Here is a 20195-nt window from a genome sequence, read left to right on the forward strand (position 1 = left end):
GAAGCGCCATGAAGCTCAACTACTACCCGGAGACGGGCAGTCTTTATATCGAGTTGACGTCTTCGCCCGGAATGGAAACGCACGACATCATCACCGGCGTCAATGTCGAGCTCGATGAAGCGGGCGACATCGTCGGTTTCGATATCGACGGCGCCTCAAAAAAACTCGATTTAACAATGCTCGAAACGATTTTCTTGCCTCTGTTCGCGGCGAAGGTCGCCTGAGCGACTTTTTTAACCGTTGTTCACATTGCTGAAACTTAATCCGCGCTTTAGCCTCCCTTCACGCAATCGTCATTTTCGAGACCCTAGGCGGCGCCCTATAATGACCTCCTGTCGCGGTCGACGTTTCGTGACTCGCGCTTTGCGGACTCGCCGCGGTCGGGAGTTCGTCAGGAGGGACTCATGGCGAATGCCTTGCCCATCGTTTCAGAAGACGGCCTCTCGCGCTATCTGTCTGAAATCAGGCGGTTCCCAATGTTGGAGCCGCAGCAGGAATATATGCTCGCCAAGCGCTGGCGCGAGCATGAGGACCCGAAGGCCGCGCAAGAGCTGATCACGTCGCATCTGCGGCTCGTCGCCAAGATCGCCATGGGCTATCGCGGCTACGGCCTGCCGATTGGCGAGATCGTCTCGGAAGGCAATGTCGGCCTCATGCAGGCGGTCAAGCGTTTCGAGCCCGACCGCGGCTTCCGCCTCGCCACCTATGCGATGTGGTGGATCCGCGCCTCGATTCAAGAATATATTCTGCGCTCATGGTCGCTCGTCAAAATGGGCACGACCGCGAGCCAGAAGAAGCTGTTCTTCAATCTGCGCAAGGCCAAGAGCCGCATCTCCGCCTTCGAGGAAGGCGACCTCAGGCCCGAAAACGTCGAGAAAATCGCGCATCGGCTCGGCGTGTCCAAGCAGGACGTCATCGATATGAACCGCCGCATGGGCGGCGACGCCTCGCTCAACACGCCGCTGCGCGAAGAGGGCGAAGGCGAATGGCAGGATTGGCTGGTCGATGACAGCGTCGATCAAGAACATCTGCTTGTCGCCCAGGAGGAAAGCCAAAATCGCCTCAAGGCGCTGCGCGGCGCGCTCGACGTGCTCAACCCGCGCGAGCGGCGCATCTTCGAGGCGCGGCGTCTTGCCGACGATCCCGTCACGCTCGAAACCCTGTCCGAGGAATTCGGGGTCTCGCGCGAGCGGGTGCGCCAGATCGAGGTGCGCGCCTTCGAGAAGGTGCAGGCGGCGGTGCGCGAAGGCGTCGCGCACATCGAGTCGGCGCATTCGCCGGCGGCGATGTGACCTTTCCAAAGGCGTCGCGACAATCGGGCGGTGGCGGCTGCGCCGCCGCGTGAGAGGCGCGCCTGCTCTCTGCGGTCGCGAGCCAAGGCGACGCCATGAAATAACTGAATCGGTCAGAGGAGCGTTGGCGAGCCTCCTGGCTCGCAAGATTCAAACAAGCCGGATTTGGCGCACTTAATTCGCGGCGCGCGCTAAGTAAGATGCCGGCGAGAATTGACAGCGCGCGAGGAGCGCCATGTCTCACTGGCTCATCGTCGGCGCGGGCCGCGGCATTGGATTGGAGGCCGCGCGTCAGCTTTCGGCGCGGGGCGAGCGCGTGACCGCAAGCGTGCGCAGCGCGGCGGGCCTCGCCGCGCTCGAAGCGGCGGCGCCGCAGGCGACGCCCTTGCAATTTGACGTTCGCGACGCGGCGGCGATCAGCGCCGCCGCCGCGCAGGTTGCCGATCCGATCGACATGCTGATCGCCAACGCCGGCGCCTATGGGCCGCAACGCCAATCCTCGACCGACATGGATTTCGACGGCGCCCTCGATCTTCTTTCCGTCAATGCGCTCGGCCCGTTGCGCGTCGTTCAGGCCTTCCTGCCGTATGTGAAGCGCAGCGCCCATCCCCGCATCGTATTGATGACCAGCAGATTGGGCTCGATGTCGCTCGACGGGACGTTCAACGTCGCCTACCGCGCCTCAAAGGCGGGACTGAACAAAATCGCGCAATGTCTCGCCGACGATCTGAGGCCGGAAGGAATCATCGTCGTCGCGCTCAGTCCGGGCCGGGTGCGCACCGACATGGGCGGGCCGAACGCTACGCTCCACGTGCGCGACAGCGTCGCCGGCATTATTCGAACAGTCGAGTCGCTGACTCTCGCCGACACGCGCCGCTATCTCGACTATCGCGGCGAAGACTTGCCCTGGTAAGGCGCGCGACGGTAAACGCTAATTCGGTTTGGTACAAAATCGGTCTGAACGGCTCGGGCGTCATTCCCGACGCGCGCAACGCGCGCGATGGGGAATCCAGAGCAACATCCATGATTCTTGTTGTGACTCTGGATTTCCGGTCAGGCCTTCGGCCTGCCAGGAATGACGCTGGTCCAAGCAAATGGATTATCCGGTATCCGAATGAGACTGCCGTTGCGACCCCGCGTGTGCAGCGGCGAGCGCCGCCAGCGCCTGCGCCTCGATTCTCGCCGCCGCTTCTTCGTGCAATTGGCTTCGCGGCGCCGGCGCGTCGATCGTCGCCACGACCCGAGCGGGACGGGGCGACAATAGAAACAGACGATCTCCCAGCGCAATCGCTTCGCGTAGATCGTGCGTGACGATCAGTGTGGTGATGCGCCGCTCGTCGATTAGCCGCGCGATCATCTCGCGCAGATCGCGAGCGAGGGCGGCGTCGAGAGAAACCAGCGGTTCATCCAGCAGCAGCAGGTCAGGCTTGACGGCGAGCGCGCGGGCGAGCGCGACGCGCCGGGCGAGCCCGAGCGACAATTCGCGCGGGAAATGCGACGCATGTTCGGCGAGTCCGAGTTCGTCGAGGAGCGCGGCGATCTCTTCTTCGCGCGCATTGGGCGCGGCGATGCGGATATTGTCGACGGCGCTGCGCCAGGGCAGCAGCCGCGGCTCCTGAAAGACCATGCCGAGCCGACCATGTTCGGGGAGCGTAATCCTGCCGACATAATCCTTGTCGAGTCCGGCGATGAGCCGCAGCAGCGTGGTCTTGCCGCAGCCGGACGGCCCGACGACCGCGCCCGCCTGTCCGGCAGGCAGCGTCAGCCGCAAATCCTCCAGCGCGCGAAGCGGCTGTCCGCTCGCCGAATGATAATCCTTAGACGCGATCGAGACGTCGAGAGACGCCGCGCCGCCAGCGTGAGACGTGTCGTTCAAGAGGCTGCACCAGAAAGGCTTCGACGCTAAGCATCAGCGCGACGAAAGGAAGCGCGTAAGCGAGCAGAAGCTTCATGTCGAAGAGCTGAAAGGCCATGTTGATCTCGAAGCCGACGCCGTTCGAGCGCCCGAGCAGTTCGACGACGAGAACGATCTTCCACACCAGCGACAGGCCCGAGCGCGTCGCCGCCGCAAGATAGGGCGCGAGCTGGGGCAGGACGAGATGCTTAAACCGCGTGGCGGGCGAGAATCGAAAGACTTGCGCCATGTCTTCAAGATGCGGATCGAGCGCGCGGGCGCCTTCGCGCACGACGACGATGGCGTTCGGCAGCTTGTTGATTGCAACGGCGCCGATCGCGGCGACTTCGGTCAGTCCCGCCCAGACATAGGCGAGCACGATGACGACCAGCGCTGGAAGATTAAGCAGCGTGACGAGCCAGGGATCGAGCAGCCTGTCCACGAGCCGGTTGCGGCCCATGACATAGCCGATCGCCGCGCCGAAACTCATGGCGAGTGCGAAGGCGGCGACGACGCGCGCCAGCGTGATCGCGAGATTGAAGAACAGCGCGCCGGAGATTGCCTCCTCGTAGATTTTCTCGAAGACGGCGGCGGGTCCGGGAAGGCGATGCGGATCGGACAGAGACGCGCCGATCTGCCAAAGGAGGAGCAGCGCCGCAAGCGAGAGGAGGCGGATCAATTCGGCCTGTCCTCGGCGCCTTTGTAGAAGGTTCCGGGATCGAGCGTCTTGCCGGGGCCGATGAGCTTTTCGCCGCCGACCGCGGCGAGCGCGCCATAGAGCGTGCGGGCGTCGGCCTCTTCCTCGGCGATCGGGCGCTGCGGCGCGCCGGCGACATAGCGCTTGCGGTAGACGTCGAGCGTCCTGGCGTCCTTGCTGGCGAGGCGCTGCGCGATGACCGCGCCCCAGGCCCTGTCGGATGTCGCGATCAGTCTTTTGGCTTTGCTCGTCATGGCGAAGAACCGCGCCAGCGGGTCCTTGTTCCTTGCGGCGAAGCCTTCGTCGAAGACATAGCCGGTGACGACGACGCAGCCCTTGGCGCCGAGCGCCTTTTCGACGTCGGTCAGCTCAATGGCGCGGGCAAAGCCTTGCGCTTCGAGATCGGCGGCGAAATTCCAGAATTCGAGCGCGGCGTCGATCTCGCCTTGCAGCGCCTTTTCGGCGATGAGCGGCGGCGCGCCATAAAGCACGGTCGCGCTCTTGTCGAGGTCAACCCCATCCTTCAGCGCATAGGCCTTGAGCATCAGCCAGCTCTTGTCGAGCGGCCCGCCGGCGACGCCCAGAGTCTTGCCGGCGAGATCACTGACGTTTTTGATCTCCGGATTCTTCGTCATCACCGCGCCGATCGCGCAAGAATGCGGGTAGAAGGTCAGCTTCTGGCCTTGCGCGCGCTGACGGGCGACCCACAGCCAGTCGGATAGGATAAGGTCGGTGCCGCCGCCCTGAATGGCGATTTTGCCGGCGTCGGTCGATGCGAGTTCGGTCACGTCAATGTCGAGCTTCGCCTCCTTGCCGAGGCCAAAAGCCTTGATGACGGCAAGCTCCCAGCCGAGCGTGCCGGTCTTCTGCAGCGCGATGCGCAGCTTCTCGGCCTGCGCCGGCGCGACGGCGAGGAAGAGGGCGGCGAGACCGACGGCGAGAGCGACGATGAAGCTACGCATAATTCCTTCGAGTTTGGTTTGGATGTCTTACCGCAGGATCGACATATCGTCGATGCGCGTCGCCTTGCAGCAGGCCACCTTCTTCCCCCTTTTGGTGAGGTCGGTCGCAGAAGGATAGGGAGGAGGCGGTATTAACCGACGTGCGGAGCGCGATCGAGGATCCAGAGGATCGATTATTCGCAACGTTGCTCTGGATGCCCGATCACGCTTCCGCCCGTTGGGAATGACAGCGCAAACTCTCCGCGTCATGCCCGGCCTTGTGCCGGGCATCCACGCGCCGCCGCCGCGCGTCTCTCAAAATCATTGCGCAGCGTCCCGGCGTGGATGGCCGGGACAAGCCCGGCCATGGCGGTCGCTCTTAAGAAGAGGTTTGGCTCTTCGCCGCAAGCGCCGCATCATAATAATCGGCGAGCTGCGAAAGCAGCGCGGCGCAATCGCCGTCATAACTGGAACCATGCATCGTAGCGAGCCGACGCGGCGCGAGCGTCGCCAGCATGCGAATGGTCGGGCCGGTCGCCGGCGTCAGCGACGTGGCCTGAAAGGCGTTCTCCGCCACGATTGCGGCTTCCAGCACGCTCTCTTTGACGAGCGCCGGCCCTTGGCCGATCTGCGTGAAGAGATCGCCGCAAAAGAGTGTGCGGGTGATCTCTTCATAGATCAGCCCCGATTCCCATGCATGCGGCACATGTGGCGTATCGATGTAGCGCACCCGCCTTCCGCCGACGTCCATGATCTCGCCGTCGGCGAGCGCGCGCGGCGGCCGGTCGGCGAGATCGTTGAGCGACACCATGCAGGCGATCTGACCGTGAACCACTTGCGCCTGCGGCGCGGCGGCGAGCCATAGATTCATCGCGCCGCATTCATCGGCTTCGACATGGCCGAATGAAATCCAGCGCAGCCCTTCGATCGGCGTGATCGCGCCCAGCGCCTTCGATACGGGCGGAAACAGCGAGCGCGGCCCGCAATGAAAAAGGAACGGCTCATCGGCGTCGATAAGGAACTGGTTGAAGGTGAAACCGGCCGGCGCGGCGATCTCGGGCACAAATGTCGACAAGCGATAAATGCGCTCGGCGATTTCGTCGACCTTGGTTTCCATGTTCAGCCCCCGACGCCTATCATTTGCTAAATACCGCTTGATTTCGACGAGAAATTGAAGCCTTCGACGAGCATCGCCGGCGCCGCCGGCGCGCCGCCTTCGCCCGCCGCGCGCCAGGTTCGGCGCGTCGGGCCGAGCGCCTTGATATTGGCGAAGAGCTCGCCGAGCCGCTGATTGAAGCGCATGTTGCGCATCGGCGCGACGATGCGTCCGTTCTCGATGAAAAAATTGCCGTCGCGGGTGAGGCCGGTAAGCAGCAAGCTCTTCGGCTCGACGATATTGGTGTACCAAAGCCTCGTCACCAGAACGCCGCGCCGCACCGAACGGACCATGTCGTCGATCGTAACGTCGCCGCCCGCCATCACGAAATTGCGCGCAAAAGGGATCGGTTCGGCGCCCGTCCGTTGCGCCCAGGCGCGCGAGCGATAGAGCGTCGTCGCGACGCCCCTCTCGACAAAGGCGCGGGCGCGATGCGGCAGGCCGTCGAAGCCGACCGCCGCTTCGGGCGCTATCGGATCGGCGGGATCGACGCGGATCGTCAGCTTTTCGTCGAACAGAATTTCGCCGATCAGTGCGCCGCCACCGGGCCGGGCGAAGAAGCTTCTGCCTTCATCCGCCGCGCGCGCCTCCATCGCTCTCATCAGCCAAAAGGCGAGTTCAGCCGTGGCGTCCGGCTCAAGAACCACCGTATAGGCGCCGGGTTCGAGATCGACGGGCGTCGAATCATGCGCGCCCTTCGCACAGGCGACGCGGGCGATCGCCTCGGCGTCGAGACGGTCGCCGAAGAAGTGATGCGCAGCGGCCCAGCCCGACCATGAATCGGCGCGGTTGCGGGCCGTGGCCGAGAGATCGATTTCGCTGCGCCGCTCATAGGCGAAGAGCCCGGCGCTCGTGGCGTAAGCGTCGAATCGCCGCGCGGATGTAGCGCAGCCGAAAGTATCGACGCCGATCCGCGCGCCTTCCGCGATCACCCGCGCCGCGGCGCCCGCGAGCGCGTCGAGTCGCAAATGCGCCGTCGCCTCGTCATAGCGATTGGCGAAGCCGTAATTTTGCGGACCGAGCGGCGCGACATAATCCGGATCGACAGGCAACATGCGCGCAATCTCTTCCGAACGCGCGACCGCGGCGGCGAGAGCGTCGTCGTCAAAGCGCGAGATGCTGCAGGCGCCGATGCGCCCGCCGACATGCGACGAAATCCGCAGATTGGCTTCAGCGCTCGCGAGATTGGTCGTCGCGCCGCCGCGTGCGAAGCGCAGACTTTGATCGAGGCCGCCTTGGATATGCACCGCGCAGGCGTCGGCCTTGGAATGCGCGAGAACCTTGTCGGCGATCGCCTTTGTGTCTTCTGAGGAAAGAAACATGCTCTATGCGTCGTCGCTCGTGTTCAGCACGCGCACGTTGCGAAACAGCGCTGGCGGACTGCCATGCGAGACCGGCGCAAGCTGCACCGGCTCGGCCTTGCCGCAGGTGAAGGTGCCGTCGAGGTGATAGGCGCTTTCATCGCACAGGCCTGAAAGAGAATTCCAGAATTGCGTGTTGCGTCCCTGGTACGCGCCGTCGCGCAGCAGCTCGCCGAGCCTGCCGTTCTTGATTTCATAGAAGAGCTGCCCGCCGAACTGGAAATTGTCGCGCTGCTGATCGATGCTCCAGCTGCCGGCGCCGACAACATAAATCCCGTTCTCGACGTCATTGATCAGATCGTCAAAAGAGCACTTCCGAGGATTGGGCTTCAAGGAAATATTCGGCATGCGCTGGATCGGAAAGGTCGTCGGGCTGTCGGCATAGGCGCAGCCGTTCGAATGCGACAGGCCGATGAGATGCGCCTGTCCCAGCGCCATCTGGAAATTCCTGAACACGCCTTTTTCGACAATCGCGAATTCAGCGGCCTTCGCCGGGGCGCCGTCGTCGTCATAGCCGATCGTGGCGAGCGCGCCAGGCTGGGCGCGGTCGGCGACGATCGTCATCAGCTCCGAGCCGAACCGCAATTCATTCAGCATGTGAGGTTTGACGAAGCTGGTGCCGGCGAAATTCGCCTCCCAGCCGAGCACGCGATCGAGTTCGGTCGAATGGCCGACCGTCTCATGGATTGTCAGCCACAGATTGGTCGGGTCGATCACCAATTCGTAATCGCCCGGCGTCACCGGCTTGGCGTCGAGCTTGGCGCGCGCCTCTTCGCCCGCCCGCGCGGCTTGCTCAATCAGGCCGGCGCCGAGGACATAATCCCAGCCGGCCCCACGCGCCGGCGTCAGGCAGTCGCGCGTCGCGAGTCGGCCCTTGGCGCGATCGATCGCGGCCGCCTGAAAATTCGGCGCGACCCGGGTGCGCGTCTGATGAATCCGGCTGCCGAGGCTGTTGGCGAAGAATCGCTCTTCGCGGGCCGCCGAGAGAGACGCCGAACAAAAATCTGCGCCGTGATCGCGCGCGCTGGCGATGATCGCCAGCAGCAAATCGGCCTTCTCGCCGGCTGACGCTTCGAATGGATCGACGCCCATGGGCATGATCCATTCGGCCTCATGCGCGGGCAGACGCTCGAGTTCGATCGGCTGAAACTGTATCGGCTTTACGGCGCGGGCGTTCTCCAGCGCGCGCTCGACGCCGTCACGCAGACTTGAAGGATCGAGCCGGCGCCCGCCGCAAAACCCCCAGCAGCCGTCGAGCAGCACGCGTAGGCCAAAGCCCTGCGAAGCGCGCTCGTCGAAATTCTCCAGCCTCTCGTCCTTGGCGAAGGCATATTCGCGCCGCGTCTCGCCGATCCTGAGGTCGGCGTAGCTCGCGCCACCTTGCCGCGCGGCGGCGAGCGCAATATCGGCGAGATCGTAAAGCAGCCCACGGTCGAGCCCGAAGGCGCTACGGCTCCGGCATGAGGATTCCACTGGAGAATGCGTGGCGGCGGCCTCCGTCAGTCGCTCCAAATCACTGTGACATGTTCGGCGTTTCGGCGCCGATTTGCAATCGCTCCGCTACGGCTGCGCTTCGCCCCGCCAGTCGCAGGCGGCGAGCGCCTCAGCCATATGCGCGGGCGGCGCGGCGAGAGCCTCGACGGGCGGCTTGCCGTCCTGCATCGGCACGCTCACCGCGCGCGCATGAAGATGAAGCGGCGGCGCGCCCTCGCGGCGGCCAGAGCCATAGATCGGGTCGCCGAGAATCGGCCAGCCCATCGCCTGCGCATGCACGCGGATTTGATGCGTGCGGCCCGTATGCGGCGTGAATTCCATGAAGGCGAGCGCGCCGTCGGCGCTTCTGCCGAGCGCGCGCCAGGACGTGCGCGCCGGCAGACCGAGCGCGTCCGGCCGCATCCACCAGCCGCGCCCCGCGTCGAGCCGCCCAAGCGCCAGGTCGATCTCGCCCTGTTCGCCCGCCGGCGCGCCCTCGACCACCGCCCAATAGGTCTTGCCGACGCGGCCAGATTTGAACAGCCGGCCGAGCCGCTCCAGCGCCTTGCGGTGGCGCCCGAGCACGAGACAGCCGGAAGTGTCCTTGTCGAGACGGTGCGCCAGCGCCGGCGGACGGGGGAGACCGAAGCGCAGCTGGTCGAAGGCGTCTTCAAGGCTCGGGCCGCCCTTTGGGCCGCGATGGACGGCGACGCCGGCGGGCTTGTCGATGATCAGCATCAGCCCGTCGCGGTGGAGCAGGCGAGGGAGGAGGTCCATGGCGGGCTTATAGCAGGGCCTGGCGCCGGAAGGCGCTATTTCGCGGCGTGTTTTTCGAGCGAGAGCGCGCCGCCGATAAACGCGCCATATTTGTGAAAATACTCGTCAGTCAGATGCACGCCGTCGGCGGTGTAGCGCCGCTCGTTTCCCTCGTAGCGATCGATGAAATCGTCATATTCGATAATGTTGAGTTCGGGATGGTCGCGCCAAAGCGCCACCCGATAGAGGTCGTTCACCTGCTTCTGGCACTGGTCGTAAAAGCAGCTCAATATCGACCGCTTGACGGCGCTGTAGAGATTGGGCGGTTTGAAGCTGCGTTCGTTGACGCGAGGAATTGCGATGATTTCGACGTTGTCGACGTCAGAAAAATATTCGACGAGCTTTTTGGTATATTCGACATAGGCCGATGCGCCGACGTGCTGGATTTCGTCATTGACGCCGTTCATGATCACGACCGTGTCGGGTGCCTTGCCGTCGAACAGGCGATAGAGTTTTTCTCTCGGGAATTTGTCGCTCAATTCGGTGTAGAGCAGGCGCGAGTTTCGGCCGGCGAAACCGAGCGAGCAGGCCTTGACGCCGCGACCGTGAAGTCTCTCCGAAACTGCGCGCGGCAGTTCAGGCAATGTCTTGCCGTCCGACGCCCAGGATTCGCCGACGACAAGGATGTTGTAATCGTCGCCGCCGCCGTTGACGCTCGCGCAGCTAAGCGTTGGCTCGTCCGAGCGCCTGAGGCTGAGCAGAGTCAGGCCGCTTGTGACAGCCAGAATAAACGCCAGTCGTTGCGCGCCAGGGAACATGGCGAAGCCATATCCCGGCAGACTGGACTCAAGCAAATTTCAAAATACGCGCTCTGCGACGCGATCGGATCAGGCAGGGGCGGGGGAAGGCTCCCGCCCTTAGCGTGCGGCCTAGGCCATCGCCGGCGCGGCGCCGGCGACTCCCGCCGAACCGAATCCGACTGGCGCATGGAGAATCCGCCCGGAGACCCAAGAGGCCCGCAATTTGTTGATCGGCCGATCGAACAGACGCCAGATCAGGTAAGAGGCGACGAAGATGATGACGAGCGCTTCCGAGCAGAGGAGCGCGCGATCGAGATAGGAGCCTTCGCCGGTTTTCAAAGCGCCGATCACCGACCAGTGCAGCAGGTAGAAGATGTAAGACAATTCGCCGAACATACGGTCCTTGGTGCCGCTCGACTGCTGCGTGGTGTAGAGCGCCCAGGGCGTCATCGTCGCGGCGATGAGCAGATTAGTCTTGCTGCTGAAGGCGAGCGCCATCGCGCCTTGCGCCGAGCCGAAATAGAGTTCTTTGGCGAGCAGCGCGGCGCAGAAGACGAGCACGGCGAGCGACGCATAGAGCGCGCGGTAGGCGAAGGCGCGGCTCGGCTTCAACTCATGGCTCGCGGCCGCGACGCCGACGCCAAAAAACAGCAGGAAAGGCGCGACGGTGGCGGAGCCGCCAAGCCATGGCGCGGCGGCCGAAATGATAAGGCAAATCAGCAAGAGCTGAATGTTCTTCGAAATGAGGAAAATGATCGCCGGCGCGATCAGATAGAACTGCAATTCCATATCCAGCGACCAGCCGGGAATGTTGGCCTGGAACGGCAGCGAGTTGTAGCCGAGGATCATGATGTTGGAGAAGAGCTGATGCATCAGCCCGCCAAAGGCCATTGGCGCATCGCCGCGCCAGAACAAAAGCGCCCAGGTGATCGCTGAGCACAGCGCGAAAACCGGCGCGATGCGCCAGACGCGCGAGACGAGGTAGGTGAAATAAGCCGACGTCGTCTTTGAATAAGTCTTGTTCCACATCGCCGCGACCCAGTAGCCGCTCAACACGAAAAAGATCAGCACCGCGGACATGCCGAGGTTGAAACTCGTCGTGTGGTGAACAAAGACCGCAAAGGCTAAAGTCAGCCGCAATGCTCCCGGCGACGCGAATTTGTCGGTTCCCATCGCCTTGGCGCTCCAAATTTGCGAAGAGAGTTTCTCGAATGCGTGAAATCGACCTTAGTCGTCCTTGGGACACGGCGTGCTGTGGCACGAGGTCGCGATCGCCGCGGCGCGCCGCGGCATTGCGTCGCGCATCGCGGCTTCGAGGCGTGCGCCCGTCCGTGGCGCGATGCTTTCCTCTTCTGTGGTCACAGTGTGGTCGGCGTGTGTGGTCCGATCGCCCGGCGAATTGCGTTTAGTCAACGAACGATGACCGATCGAACGACCTTCGAAGAATGCTCAAGAGGAACGATGGCGATTCAATCTCCGACTCCCAAGCTGCGCGTTACGGTGAATTTCGGCGTCGCGCGGCTCCATATCGATAATCCCGCCAAGCGTAACGCCTTCGACTTCGAGATGTGGCGCGCGCTGCCGTCGCTGATGCGCGACATCGATGCGGAAGAGGAGGCGCGCATTCTCGTCATCGGCGGCGCGCCGGGCATGTCGTTTTGCGCCGGCGCCGACATCAGCGAATTCTCCAACCTGCGCGCGACCAGCGACGGCGGCCGCGCTTATGAGAAGGCCAATGTCGAGGCCTTCGACGCGATTTCGAATTTTTCTAAACCGACAATCGCCGCCATCTCTGGTTTCTGCATGGGCGGCGGCTTCGGCATCGCCGCAGCCTGCGATCTGCGCGTCGCCGATGCGAAGGCGGTGTTCGCCATCCCGGCGGCGAAGCTCGGCGTCGGCTATCCGCCGGCGGCGATGTCTTACGTCGTCGCCGCGGTCGGCCTGCAGTTGGCGTTCGATCTCTTTTACACCGCGCGCCGCCTGACCGCCGCCGAAGCCAATGAGCGCGGCTTCGTCAGCCGCCTGTTTGCGTCGGAGAGTTTCGAAGGGGGCGTGCACGCGCTCGCCGAAACGATCGCCGCCGGCGCGCCTTTGACCCTGCGCGCCGCCAAAGCGGCGATCCGCGCCGCCGGACGATTGCCGGAAGCGCCATCGCATGAACAGTGCGAAGCTCTGGCGAGCGCTTGTTTCGACAGCGACGACTATATGGAGGGACGCGCCGCTTTTCTCGAGAAGCGTGAGCCGCGTTTCTCGGGGCGCTGACGCGCCTCGCCGCCGGAACGTCCATGCAGCTTCTGGCGCATCATCAACGGTCCGCGCTCGCCTCGACGTCGAGGCTTTCCAAAATCTCGCCCGGCTTTCGCAAGAGCGCGTCGAAGGCGTTGATTCCCTTTGGCGCGACGAGATGAAGATGCAGGCGCTTCGGCTTCTCGATATAGGCGGAAACCGCTTCGGCTAATCGGCTGGCGTTGGCGCCGGCGCCGAGAAGCGCGGCGATCGCCGTCGTTGCGGATTTGGCGTAATCGGATCGCACTTGTTCGATCGAGGTCTTTCGTTCCTTGGCCTCCAGAGCGAGCGTGCGATCGACAAGGCCTCCGCCTTCGAGCGTGAGATCGATCGATTTGATCGACGTCGTCAGCATCGCCGCGCGGGAGGTCACTGGCGAGGACGAAAAGGCGGCGCTCGACACATTGCCAAAGTGCGCCGAGACGGCGGCTGCGCCCATGTCCTTGGCGTCGATCACGACCGGCTCCAGCGCCGCTTCGGACGTCTTCTCGCGCCATTCGCCGGCGGCGAGTCCGGAGAGCGCGATTTCGCGATAGCCCAACGCCAAGAAAGGCGTCGTCGTCTGGGTTTCGCCGCGCGCCGTAAGATCAATGCTGAAATTGTCGATGCGGCCAGAGAATTTCGTCGGCGTCGTTTCGAGAAAATTCTCGAATGTCCCGCTCGCGCCCTCGACGCTGAATTTGATCCGCGCCGTTTCGCCGGCCTTGGGATCTGGCAGGTCGGCGGCGACGCCACGCATGTCGAAGCGAGCGATCCTGGGATAGGCGCCGTCCTGCAAAACAGGGGCGAGCCGCAAGTCGTTCAGCGCGATTTGCTTTACCGTCAGATTGCCGCCGTCCGACGCCGCGAGCGAAAAATCCTCAAGAAACATTTCGCCAGCGCCGGCGCCCGCCGCTTTGCGGACGCCGAAGCGCGCGGCCTTCGCCGCAAACGGCTTTGCCGCCGGTTCGCCCTTGCCGGTCATCGCGACATGATCGACGTCGATCGACGCGGCCTCAAAAGATTGGAGCGCGTCGAGGATATCGCGCATCAGCGCGGGATCATCCTCGGGTTTCGTCGGATCGAGTTTCTCGATCCGCTCGATGAGGCGCCCGGCGGGCGTCTGCAACGCGCGTCCGCGCACGCCAGCGATTTTTATGCGGCCCGTCGTCACGACGACATTGGCGTCCGCATCTTCGAGACGCGTCGAGTCGACGACTTCCTCGTCGACCAATGGCTTCAGCGGCGCGTCGGCTTCATTGCGCATTGTTCCGAGGCGCGCGATTTCGACGAGGTCGACGCCTTTCGCCTGCGAGCCCCCCCATCGAACGCGCCGAACGCCGCCCTTCGCGGATTCGATCGTCTCTTCGCCGCCGTCGGCGCGCACGATCGCGGCGCGCCCGGAAACGACATTCTCGAACACCAGGTTGCGGTAGGCGGCGCGTTCGACATGCGAATCATTGCGGCTTTCGCTCGACATCGCCGGCAAGGCGATTCGCCGCGCCGAAATCCGCGCGAGCCGCGCCGCGACATTGGAGTCGCCGCTTAAGAACAGCTTGGCCAGTTCCGCAAACGGCAGGCTTGCGCCGTCGATTTCCATATGAGGGATGCGATAGGTCGTCGCGCCGAGCGTGACGACGATGTTGTCGAGCGTCAGCGGTTTCTCGCCGGCGGCCTGCGACGAAAAAGCGACGCTTGCGAGAGTGAGCGGCGTTACGACGCCGGCGACGATGAACCTGCGCATCAGAAAACCCTCCTGAGGCGGAGGCGACAGAGGTTGCATGAGGCGCCCTTAAGGTAAAGAGGCGCGTGCTTTCGTCGCAGCCCGGATTCGGCGCGGCGCGGCGCGTGGCGGCGCGGCGGCGCCGTGATAGAGAGACGGCATGCGTCGACTCCTGCTCCTGCGCCATGGCAAGGCCGACCGCCATTCAGCGGGCGGCGACCGCGAACGTCCGCTCACCCACAGAGGCGTGGAGGACGCGCGCCGCATGGGCGAGTTCCTGCGCCAGTCCAAGATTGCGCCCGACCTCGCGGTGGCCTCCAACGCCCGTCGGGCCAGGCAGACGCTCGACAAGGTGCTCGACTGCTTTGCCGGCCATGTCATCCATTTGATCGAGAATACGATCTATCTTGCGACCGTCGACCATCTGGTCGAAATTTTGCGCCAGACGCCGGACAAGGTCGGAACGCTGCTCGCCGTGGGCCATAATCCCGGCTTCGCTGAACTTGCGTCCTGGCTCGCCGGCTCGGGCGAGGCGGATGAATTGGCGGAGATGCGCGCTAAATTCCCTACGGCGGCGCTGGCGGTGCTCGATTTCGAGATCGATCATTGGTCGGAGGTCGGCAGAGGCGGGGCCCGCCTCATGCGTTTCGTGACGCCGGGCATTCTGCGGGGCGAGGCGACGGAAGACCCCGACTGATTTAGAGTTCGGAACCCTTTGACGGAAGGCCATGCTGATCGAAGCGCTCCTGACGATGCTGGCCGTGGCGGCGCCTCAAAAGGCGCCGGCCGTCTTAACTGCGCCAGCCTCGGCGCTGGCGGCCGCGCCCGGCGCCGCTTATCTGCCGGAGACGCGCGCCGTGGACAATTGGCGCGTCGAGAGCGCGGTGGCGCTGGAGATGGCGCCTGTCGCCGCGATCCGCCGCGCGGTCGGCGCCGAAGAGGGCGAGCCGGCCCGCTGCGTCAAGCTCAATAATTACTGGTGCATCAAGAGCGCCGGGTGGAACGGCGAAATCGCCGCCGATGCGGACGGCCATGTCGCCTTCGCCTCGGCGGGGGAGGGCGCCGCCGTCGCAGCGCTGCTGCTGCGCCGCTATTATGTCGACTATGGGCGGCGCAGCGCGCGCGCCATTGTCGAGCGCTGGGCGCCGTCGCGCTGTTCGCTCGGCGTCGCGACGCCCAGTCGCAGCGCGGCGGCGGCCTTCCTTGCCCGGCTGGCGTCGCGGGCCGGCGCGGCGGGCATGCCGACGCAGCGCATCGCGACGATCCGCCTCGCGCCGCGCGGCATTCAGAACACGGTGCGCGCCCGCTGGCTGGCGGCGCATGGGCGCGGCGGCGTCGACCCGAAGATGGCGCGCGGCGGCGGCGTCGATCGGAAAAAAGCGCGCCAGCCTCTCGCGACGACGATCGATCTGATGCCGCCGATCGATCTGATGCCGTCGCCTTCGATCATGGCCGGCGTCTCCGAGCGGCCGGCGCGGGGAAAGAAGCATGCCGAACCAAAGGCGCCGGCGCTTCCGACGAAGCTCGCCGATATCGCGCCCCTGCCAGCTCCTATGCCGGCGCCGGACGTTGGCGTTACGAGTTGCGCCGGGGAGATCGCGCGGATCGCCAATTATGCCGCCAGCGTCGCCCGGGGCGTCGTCGGCGGCCCCAATGAGGATCTGGGATTGTTCACCGCCGATGGCCTGCCGACCGACAATCTCGCCAAGGTGATGGCCAATATGGCGGCGGTCGAGATTGGGCCGGCGCGGCCGCGCGAGGCGCTGATCAGGGTCGCCGTCGCGCAAATGCGTCAAACGCTCGAAGAGTCCGGCAAGAACAGCGCCGCCGCCGCGCCCCCGTCCACGACGCGGACACAGCCGGCGCAGTCGGGTCAGGATCGCGCCATCAGCTCCAGAGCGAGGCCGTAAACTTTGGTGCGCGCCGGCTCGGGCAGGGTTTTCAGCACTTCGAAATAGGTCTGCCCGGCGCCGCACATCCGCGCGTCTTCAAGCGGCGGATCGGGCATTTTGCCGTCGAGCAGCGCGTCGATCTCGACCTTGTCGAGACCACGGGCGGCGAGCGCGTTTTCTAAAATGCGGAAGTCCGCCTCGGTCGGCGCAGCCCGTTCGATCTTGCTGGCCTGTCCGCTGACGATCGCTTCAAGCCCGGCCAGCGCCATGTCCGAGACGATCCGGCGGCGCGAGGAGGCGAATCGCTGGAAGTCGAGATTGGTCGCCCCGTAAAGGAAGGCGACGCACATGCGCTTGTCTTCCCTCGCCACCGCCTGCAGCACATCGAGCTGCTTTTCAAAGACGCGGGCGATCGGTTCGGGTTCGGCTTTCGCCGCCAGCGCGCCATGCGAGCTTCGAATCCGGCGCACCGCCTCGGAAAGATAATAGTCGACGCTTTGCTCTTCCTTCGTCTGGGCGAGGCGGGCGGCGAAATCACTGAGCGCCGCCTCGTAATCGGCGGTGAAGGTTTCGCGGAGCCGGGCGAAATAGCGCGCATAGTCCGGCGTCGCGGCGATGAGGGTCTCGATCTGCTGGCGTGCGCCGCCCTTGTCGATTGACGCCAAGGCGTCAGCGCCGGCTGGGCGCAATGCCGGATGGAGGGCCATCCACGTCAAGCCGACGCCGGCGCCGATCGCGACGAGCGCCGCAGCTAATAGCGCCAGAATTTTTTCCAGATACATCGCCCGCCTTTGGGTCTTCTCGTGAAAGAGCGAAGTTTAGAGCATTGCGCATTTGGGCGGAAGCGCGTCGCCGGCTCGGTAGTGTCTCAGTTTGAAATTTCTTCGAGCGTCTTTTTGTAAGGACCGCGCTTTCCGGGCTTGGGGGCGTCCGCGTCCATCGCCTCAACGATTTGCTCCCACGTCTTGATCGTATCTGACAGGCCAGCGGCCATTGCGGGCGTGACGCGCAGCGTCTTATGGATGCGTAGGAAGTTATACCAAACCGCATAGATCGCGACCATGTGCGCGTGGTTCTCAAATTTCTTTGAGAATGCATTGGTGAGCCGCGTGAAGCGGCGATTGTGCATCCGCACGGTGAGGTTCGAGCGCTCGACGTAGGAGGTCGAAACGTGCGCCATATCGGGCTTGCCTTCGATCTTCGTTTTCTTGATGCCCGTGCAATCGGCGGGGCTATAACGTCCCTTGAAGGACTCTGGCGCAGAGCCATAGAGCTTTACCAGCATCGCGTAATCGACATCAGCTCCAAACGTGCCTTCGACAGCCTCCAAATAAGCTTTGTGGCCATCGCTGGTAAGCTGAACGCGATTGGCGAGGCGGCCCGCCATGTCCTCGATAAACCACTTGGCGCACTCGCCGTCGCGGCCGCCCACGAAGTGAGAGATGAGAAGCTTCGTATCCGCTTCGATCGCGGTCCACGTCCATGTGTCGCCTGCGCCGTCTACCGGCTTTTTCATGCCGGCGACGTTCTTTTCTTTCGCCGCCGTGAAGCTCCATACCTCATCAACCTGAACCCGCTTGGCCTTCACGCCGCGCACCATGGCGTCATGAAAGCCGGCACAGAAGCGGCCAGCGTCCACAAGAAGCTTGCTCACCGTATTGATGCTCGTATCCGTCAGGCGAGAGACGGAACGCATCGAAGCGCCTTCGCAGAGCATCGCGAGGATTTGGGCGCGGGTCTTCGTGTCGAGCTTGTTCATGGCTCGATTATGTGAACTTTTTTCCTTAGCGTCAAGCATAATGTTCTGCTTATCGAATTCCGCTTGTCCCTCCGTTAGAAAACGAGTCACTCTGTCGGTGAAAGTTTACCATTGCATCAAGGCGCTATTGACTTATATGTCAATTCGAGATGAGATCAATCGACAGATGGGTGCAGAGCTGTTCTTGTTGCGCCCAGAAATTAAAAGCTCGCAGTTCGCGAGGACAATTTTCGTGAGCCGCGACGTAATGAGCGCGCTGCAGCCAGAAAGCTGGAAGGAGGAAGAGCGGCACCGGATGGCCATGCTTCGAGGTGACTTAGATAGGTTTATTACGGGGGAGCATATCGCAGTGATGCTCGACCCAAAGGATAAACCAACAACTTATCTTAAAAGGCTAAAACCAGTAGCGTCGGAAGTATGGGAAATTCGTAGTTGTGATCCAAAGCCACAGATTCGAGTGCTTGGCCGTTTTAGTGAACAAGATGTATTCATCGCATTAAATTGGGAATTTCGCTCGCAATTATGGGGAAGCGAATGGGACGCAGCTTGTAATCACTGCTTATCAGAATGGCAGAGGATTCTGCCTATGTGTTCGGCCCACAGAGGAAGATCGGTAAGTGACTATGTCTCAGAGCGCTACGTTTCTGTATAAACCTTTCGCGCGCGATCAGATTGACGTAGCAACACTCGCTTACTTCCGTCAACGTAATCGCGGTCGCATCTATAGCCTTGTTTTGGATGAGTTTGTGCAAAGCGGTCTTACCCAAGCGGATCTCGCCGCCAGACTTGGGAAGCGGCCAGAAATCATCTGTAGATGGCTTGGCTCCCCAGGCAATTGGGGTATCGATACGGTTAGCGACCTACTTTTCGCAATTAAGGGAGCGGAGGCTGAATATTCGATACACTATCCGCTAGACGAGCCTCCTAGCAACTATTGCGAGCCTGAGTGGCTTTCGGAAGCAGACGATGCAGCTCGTCGCCAGCTTATAGAAACAACCACACCTTCAATTGCCGCTCCAATGCCCTCGGACATTGGTCAGACGCTCGTCATCGACGAAATTAACGGGGGACAGAATGCCGCCTGACACATCTTCGACCGAAGGATCGAAGGCTACCATACCTCCCCCGCCGGGCGTGAAGGCTACCGTTCCGCCGCCGCCGGGTGTGCGAGTGCCGACAATCACAAAAAGTATAAATTTAGTTGATATTTACTCTAACAACATAAGAACAATTGTTTCACAATTTGACATTGGAATTATGTTTTCTCGAACAGCAGAGATCGCTCCAGGGGCTCCAACGTTAGAGGAGCAAGCGTTTGTAAGAATGTCTCCTGAGCATTTTAAATATACTATCGACTATCTAACAAAGACATTGGAGGCATGGGAGGAAGTATTTGGACCTATCAACGCTCCCCTCAATGCGCAGGATAAAAATAAAATATTAGCTGGATTTCGCATGCTTAAAGATAGGCTTGCGAAGCCTACTTAGACCATCGCTTTGCCGCCGCCTTCTTCGCTATCTCCGCGCGCCGTTCCGGCGTCAAGCTCTCGGAGCGCTTTTTGCCGCCTTTGCGGCCTAGCTCGGCGGCGGCTTGGTTCTTGGCAGGCGTGTCGCCGTAATCCTCGGGTTCTTCGCCTGTAAGGATGCGCATTACTTTGACGGCGCGCGCGATGGCATCGGCAGGGCGCTTCTCGCCTTTAGGACCGGTCGGCACTACCGAGTCTCCGTATTGAACCACGTGTGAACGGGAGAGCCGTCCTGTCGCGTCAGCGAAAAGCCATAAGCGCCAATAGACGGCGAGGCTAATACGCTCTCTTTGGCAGTTCGGATAGCTTCTTCGTCACATGAGCCCGCATGGGTGCGTGCATCAATTATTGGCGCGACGCCTTTCGCGTCAGGCTTCCCTAAGATGTTGAGATGATAGATCGTCATTGGTTATCCTGCTTTGCGCTAAGCATAGCAGGGAGTTTGGCCGGTCGCGAGCGCGCGTCAAGGGTGTCAGATTTCAAACTGAGACACTACCTTTCATCCGTGTATCGCCCGGCCATTATAAAATCAAAAATTCATGTATGGATGCCCCCGCTCGTGCAAGCTGTTTTCGAATGGTTGGGTCGCGTGATCGGGTGCGGTCATGTATCAGGCCTTCATGTGCGGCCCATAGCGACCGCTGGCCGGTATGGAGATGC

At 62.7% G+C, this 20195-nt stretch carries 20 protein-coding genes; 8 read left to right on the forward strand and 12 right to left on the reverse strand.

Annotation, left to right across the window (positions count from 1 at the left end):
* Nucleotides 1-8 precede the first annotated feature (8 nt).
* The 3 genes from AB7I51_RS02280 to AB7I51_RS02290 all read left to right on the forward strand — a co-directional run bounded on the left by AB7I51_RS02280 (nt 9) and on the right by AB7I51_RS02290 (nt 2205).
* Entirely contained in the window at nt 9-224 is a 216-nt protein-coding gene (locus tag AB7I51_RS02280; RefSeq protein WP_428403113.1) for a DUF2283 domain-containing protein, read from the forward strand.
* Nucleotides 225-404: 180 nt separating this feature from the next.
* Nucleotides 405-1292, forward strand: a complete 888-nt coding sequence (gene rpoH / locus AB7I51_RS02285) for an RNA polymerase sigma factor RpoH (protein WP_428403112.1) — start codon at nt 405-407, stop codon at nt 1290-1292.
* A gap of 235 nt (nt 1293-1527) precedes the next feature.
* A complete protein-coding gene (locus tag AB7I51_RS02290) occupies nt 1528-2205 on the forward strand; it encodes an SDR family oxidoreductase (RefSeq protein WP_428403111.1) in 678 nt (225 codons plus the stop codon).
* A 186-nt stretch (nt 2206-2391) separates the two neighbouring features.
* Here the strand turns inward: AB7I51_RS02290 and AB7I51_RS02295 are convergent, their stop codons facing one another.
* The 9 genes from AB7I51_RS02295 to AB7I51_RS02335 all read right to left on the reverse strand — a co-directional run bounded on the left by AB7I51_RS02295 (nt 2392) and on the right by AB7I51_RS02335 (nt 11543).
* Nucleotides 2392-3168: an ABC transporter ATP-binding protein gene (locus tag AB7I51_RS02295; RefSeq protein ID WP_428403110.1), complete on the reverse strand. Its 777-nt coding sequence runs from the start codon at nt 3166-3168 to the stop codon at nt 2392-2394.
* Nucleotides 3110-3865, reverse strand: a complete 756-nt coding sequence (locus AB7I51_RS02300; RefSeq protein WP_428403109.1) for an ABC transporter permease — start codon at nt 3863-3865, stop codon at nt 3110-3112. Before AB7I51_RS02300 ends, AB7I51_RS02295 begins: the two co-directional genes overlap by 59 nt.
* Entirely contained in the window at nt 3862-4845 is a 984-nt protein-coding gene (locus tag AB7I51_RS02305; protein ID WP_428403108.1) for an ABC transporter substrate-binding protein, read from the reverse strand. Before AB7I51_RS02305 ends, AB7I51_RS02300 begins: the two co-directional genes overlap by 4 nt.
* Before the next feature lie 358 nt (nt 4846-5203).
* Nucleotides 5204-5941 carry an MBL fold metallo-hydrolase gene (locus AB7I51_RS02310; RefSeq protein ID WP_428403107.1) on the reverse strand — a complete coding sequence of 246 codons (738 nt, stop codon included), beginning with the start codon at nt 5939-5941 and terminating at the stop codon, nt 5204-5206.
* Between the two features lie 26 nt (nt 5942-5967).
* The gene (locus tag AB7I51_RS02315) at nt 5968-7302 is read right to left on the reverse strand and encodes a metallopeptidase TldD-related protein (RefSeq protein WP_428403106.1); all 1335 of its coding nucleotides are present in this window, start codon (nt 7300-7302) and stop codon (nt 5968-5970) included.
* Between the two features lie 3 nt (nt 7303-7305).
* Nucleotides 7306-8814 carry a TldD/PmbA family protein gene (locus AB7I51_RS02320; protein WP_428403105.1) on the reverse strand — a complete coding sequence of 503 codons (1509 nt, stop codon included), beginning with the start codon at nt 8812-8814 and terminating at the stop codon, nt 7306-7308.
* Nucleotides 8815-8901: 87 nt separating this feature from the next.
* Complete coding sequence (locus tag AB7I51_RS02325; RefSeq protein WP_428403104.1) at nt 8902-9591, reverse strand: RluA family pseudouridine synthase; 690 nt, start codon at nt 9589-9591, stop codon at nt 8902-8904.
* Between the two features lie 35 nt (nt 9592-9626).
* Nucleotides 9627-10424, reverse strand: coding sequence for an SGNH/GDSL hydrolase family protein (locus tag AB7I51_RS02330; RefSeq protein WP_428403103.1), 798 nt, complete (start codon nt 10422-10424; stop codon nt 9627-9629).
* A 75-nt stretch (nt 10425-10499) separates the two neighbouring features.
* Nucleotides 10500-11543: an acyltransferase family protein gene (locus tag AB7I51_RS02335; RefSeq protein ID WP_428403102.1), complete on the reverse strand. Its 1044-nt coding sequence runs from the start codon at nt 11541-11543 to the stop codon at nt 10500-10502.
* 288 nt (nt 11544-11831) lie between these two features.
* Between AB7I51_RS02335 and AB7I51_RS02340 the strand changes: the two genes are divergently transcribed.
* Nucleotides 11832-12632 carry an enoyl-CoA hydratase gene (locus AB7I51_RS02340; RefSeq protein ID WP_428403101.1) on the forward strand — a complete coding sequence of 267 codons (801 nt, stop codon included), beginning with the start codon at nt 11832-11834 and terminating at the stop codon, nt 12630-12632.
* A gap of 43 nt (nt 12633-12675) precedes the next feature.
* On the opposite strand, the gene AB7I51_RS02345 is transcribed toward AB7I51_RS02340, so the two are convergent.
* Entirely contained in the window at nt 12676-14379 is a 1704-nt protein-coding gene (locus tag AB7I51_RS02345) for a hypothetical protein (RefSeq protein ID WP_428403100.1), read from the reverse strand.
* Nucleotides 14380-14518: 139 nt separating this feature from the next.
* Here AB7I51_RS02345 and AB7I51_RS02350 point away from each other — a divergent pair, with 139 nt between their 5' ends.
* Nucleotides 14519-15055 carry a SixA phosphatase family protein gene (locus AB7I51_RS02350; protein WP_428403099.1) on the forward strand — a complete coding sequence of 179 codons (537 nt, stop codon included), beginning with the start codon at nt 14519-14521 and terminating at the stop codon, nt 15053-15055.
* Nucleotides 15056-15086: 31 nt separating this feature from the next.
* Nucleotides 15087-16268: a hypothetical protein gene (locus AB7I51_RS02355; RefSeq protein ID WP_428403098.1), complete on the forward strand. Its 1182-nt coding sequence runs from the start codon at nt 15087-15089 to the stop codon at nt 16266-16268.
* Here AB7I51_RS02355 and AB7I51_RS02360 read toward each other — a convergent pair.
* Nucleotides 16232-17032 carry a hypothetical protein gene (locus tag AB7I51_RS02360; protein ID WP_428403097.1) on the reverse strand — a complete coding sequence of 267 codons (801 nt, stop codon included), beginning with the start codon at nt 17030-17032 and terminating at the stop codon, nt 16232-16234. The two genes, AB7I51_RS02355 and AB7I51_RS02360, sit on opposite strands and share 37 nt — an antisense overlap.
* Before the next feature lie 86 nt (nt 17033-17118).
* Nucleotides 17119-18009 carry an IS1 family transposase gene (locus AB7I51_RS02365; RefSeq protein WP_428403096.1) on the reverse strand — a complete coding sequence of 297 codons (891 nt, stop codon included), beginning with the start codon at nt 18007-18009 and terminating at the stop codon, nt 17119-17121.
* Nucleotides 18010-18106: 97 nt separating this feature from the next.
* Between AB7I51_RS02365 and AB7I51_RS02370 the strand changes: the two genes are divergently transcribed.
* The gene (locus AB7I51_RS02370) at nt 18107-18661 is read left to right on the forward strand and encodes a hypothetical protein (RefSeq protein ID WP_428403095.1); all 555 of its coding nucleotides are present in this window, start codon (nt 18107-18109) and stop codon (nt 18659-18661) included.
* 482 nt (nt 18662-19143) lie between these two features.
* Entirely contained in the window at nt 19144-19497 is a 354-nt protein-coding gene (locus AB7I51_RS02375) for a DUF3467 domain-containing protein (protein WP_428403093.1), read from the forward strand.
* The last annotated feature ends 698 nt before the right edge of the window (nt 19498-20195 follow it).

This window comes from Methylocystis sp., from assembly GCF_050246715.1.
Lineage (GTDB): Bacteria > Pseudomonadota > Alphaproteobacteria > Rhizobiales > Beijerinckiaceae > Methylocystis.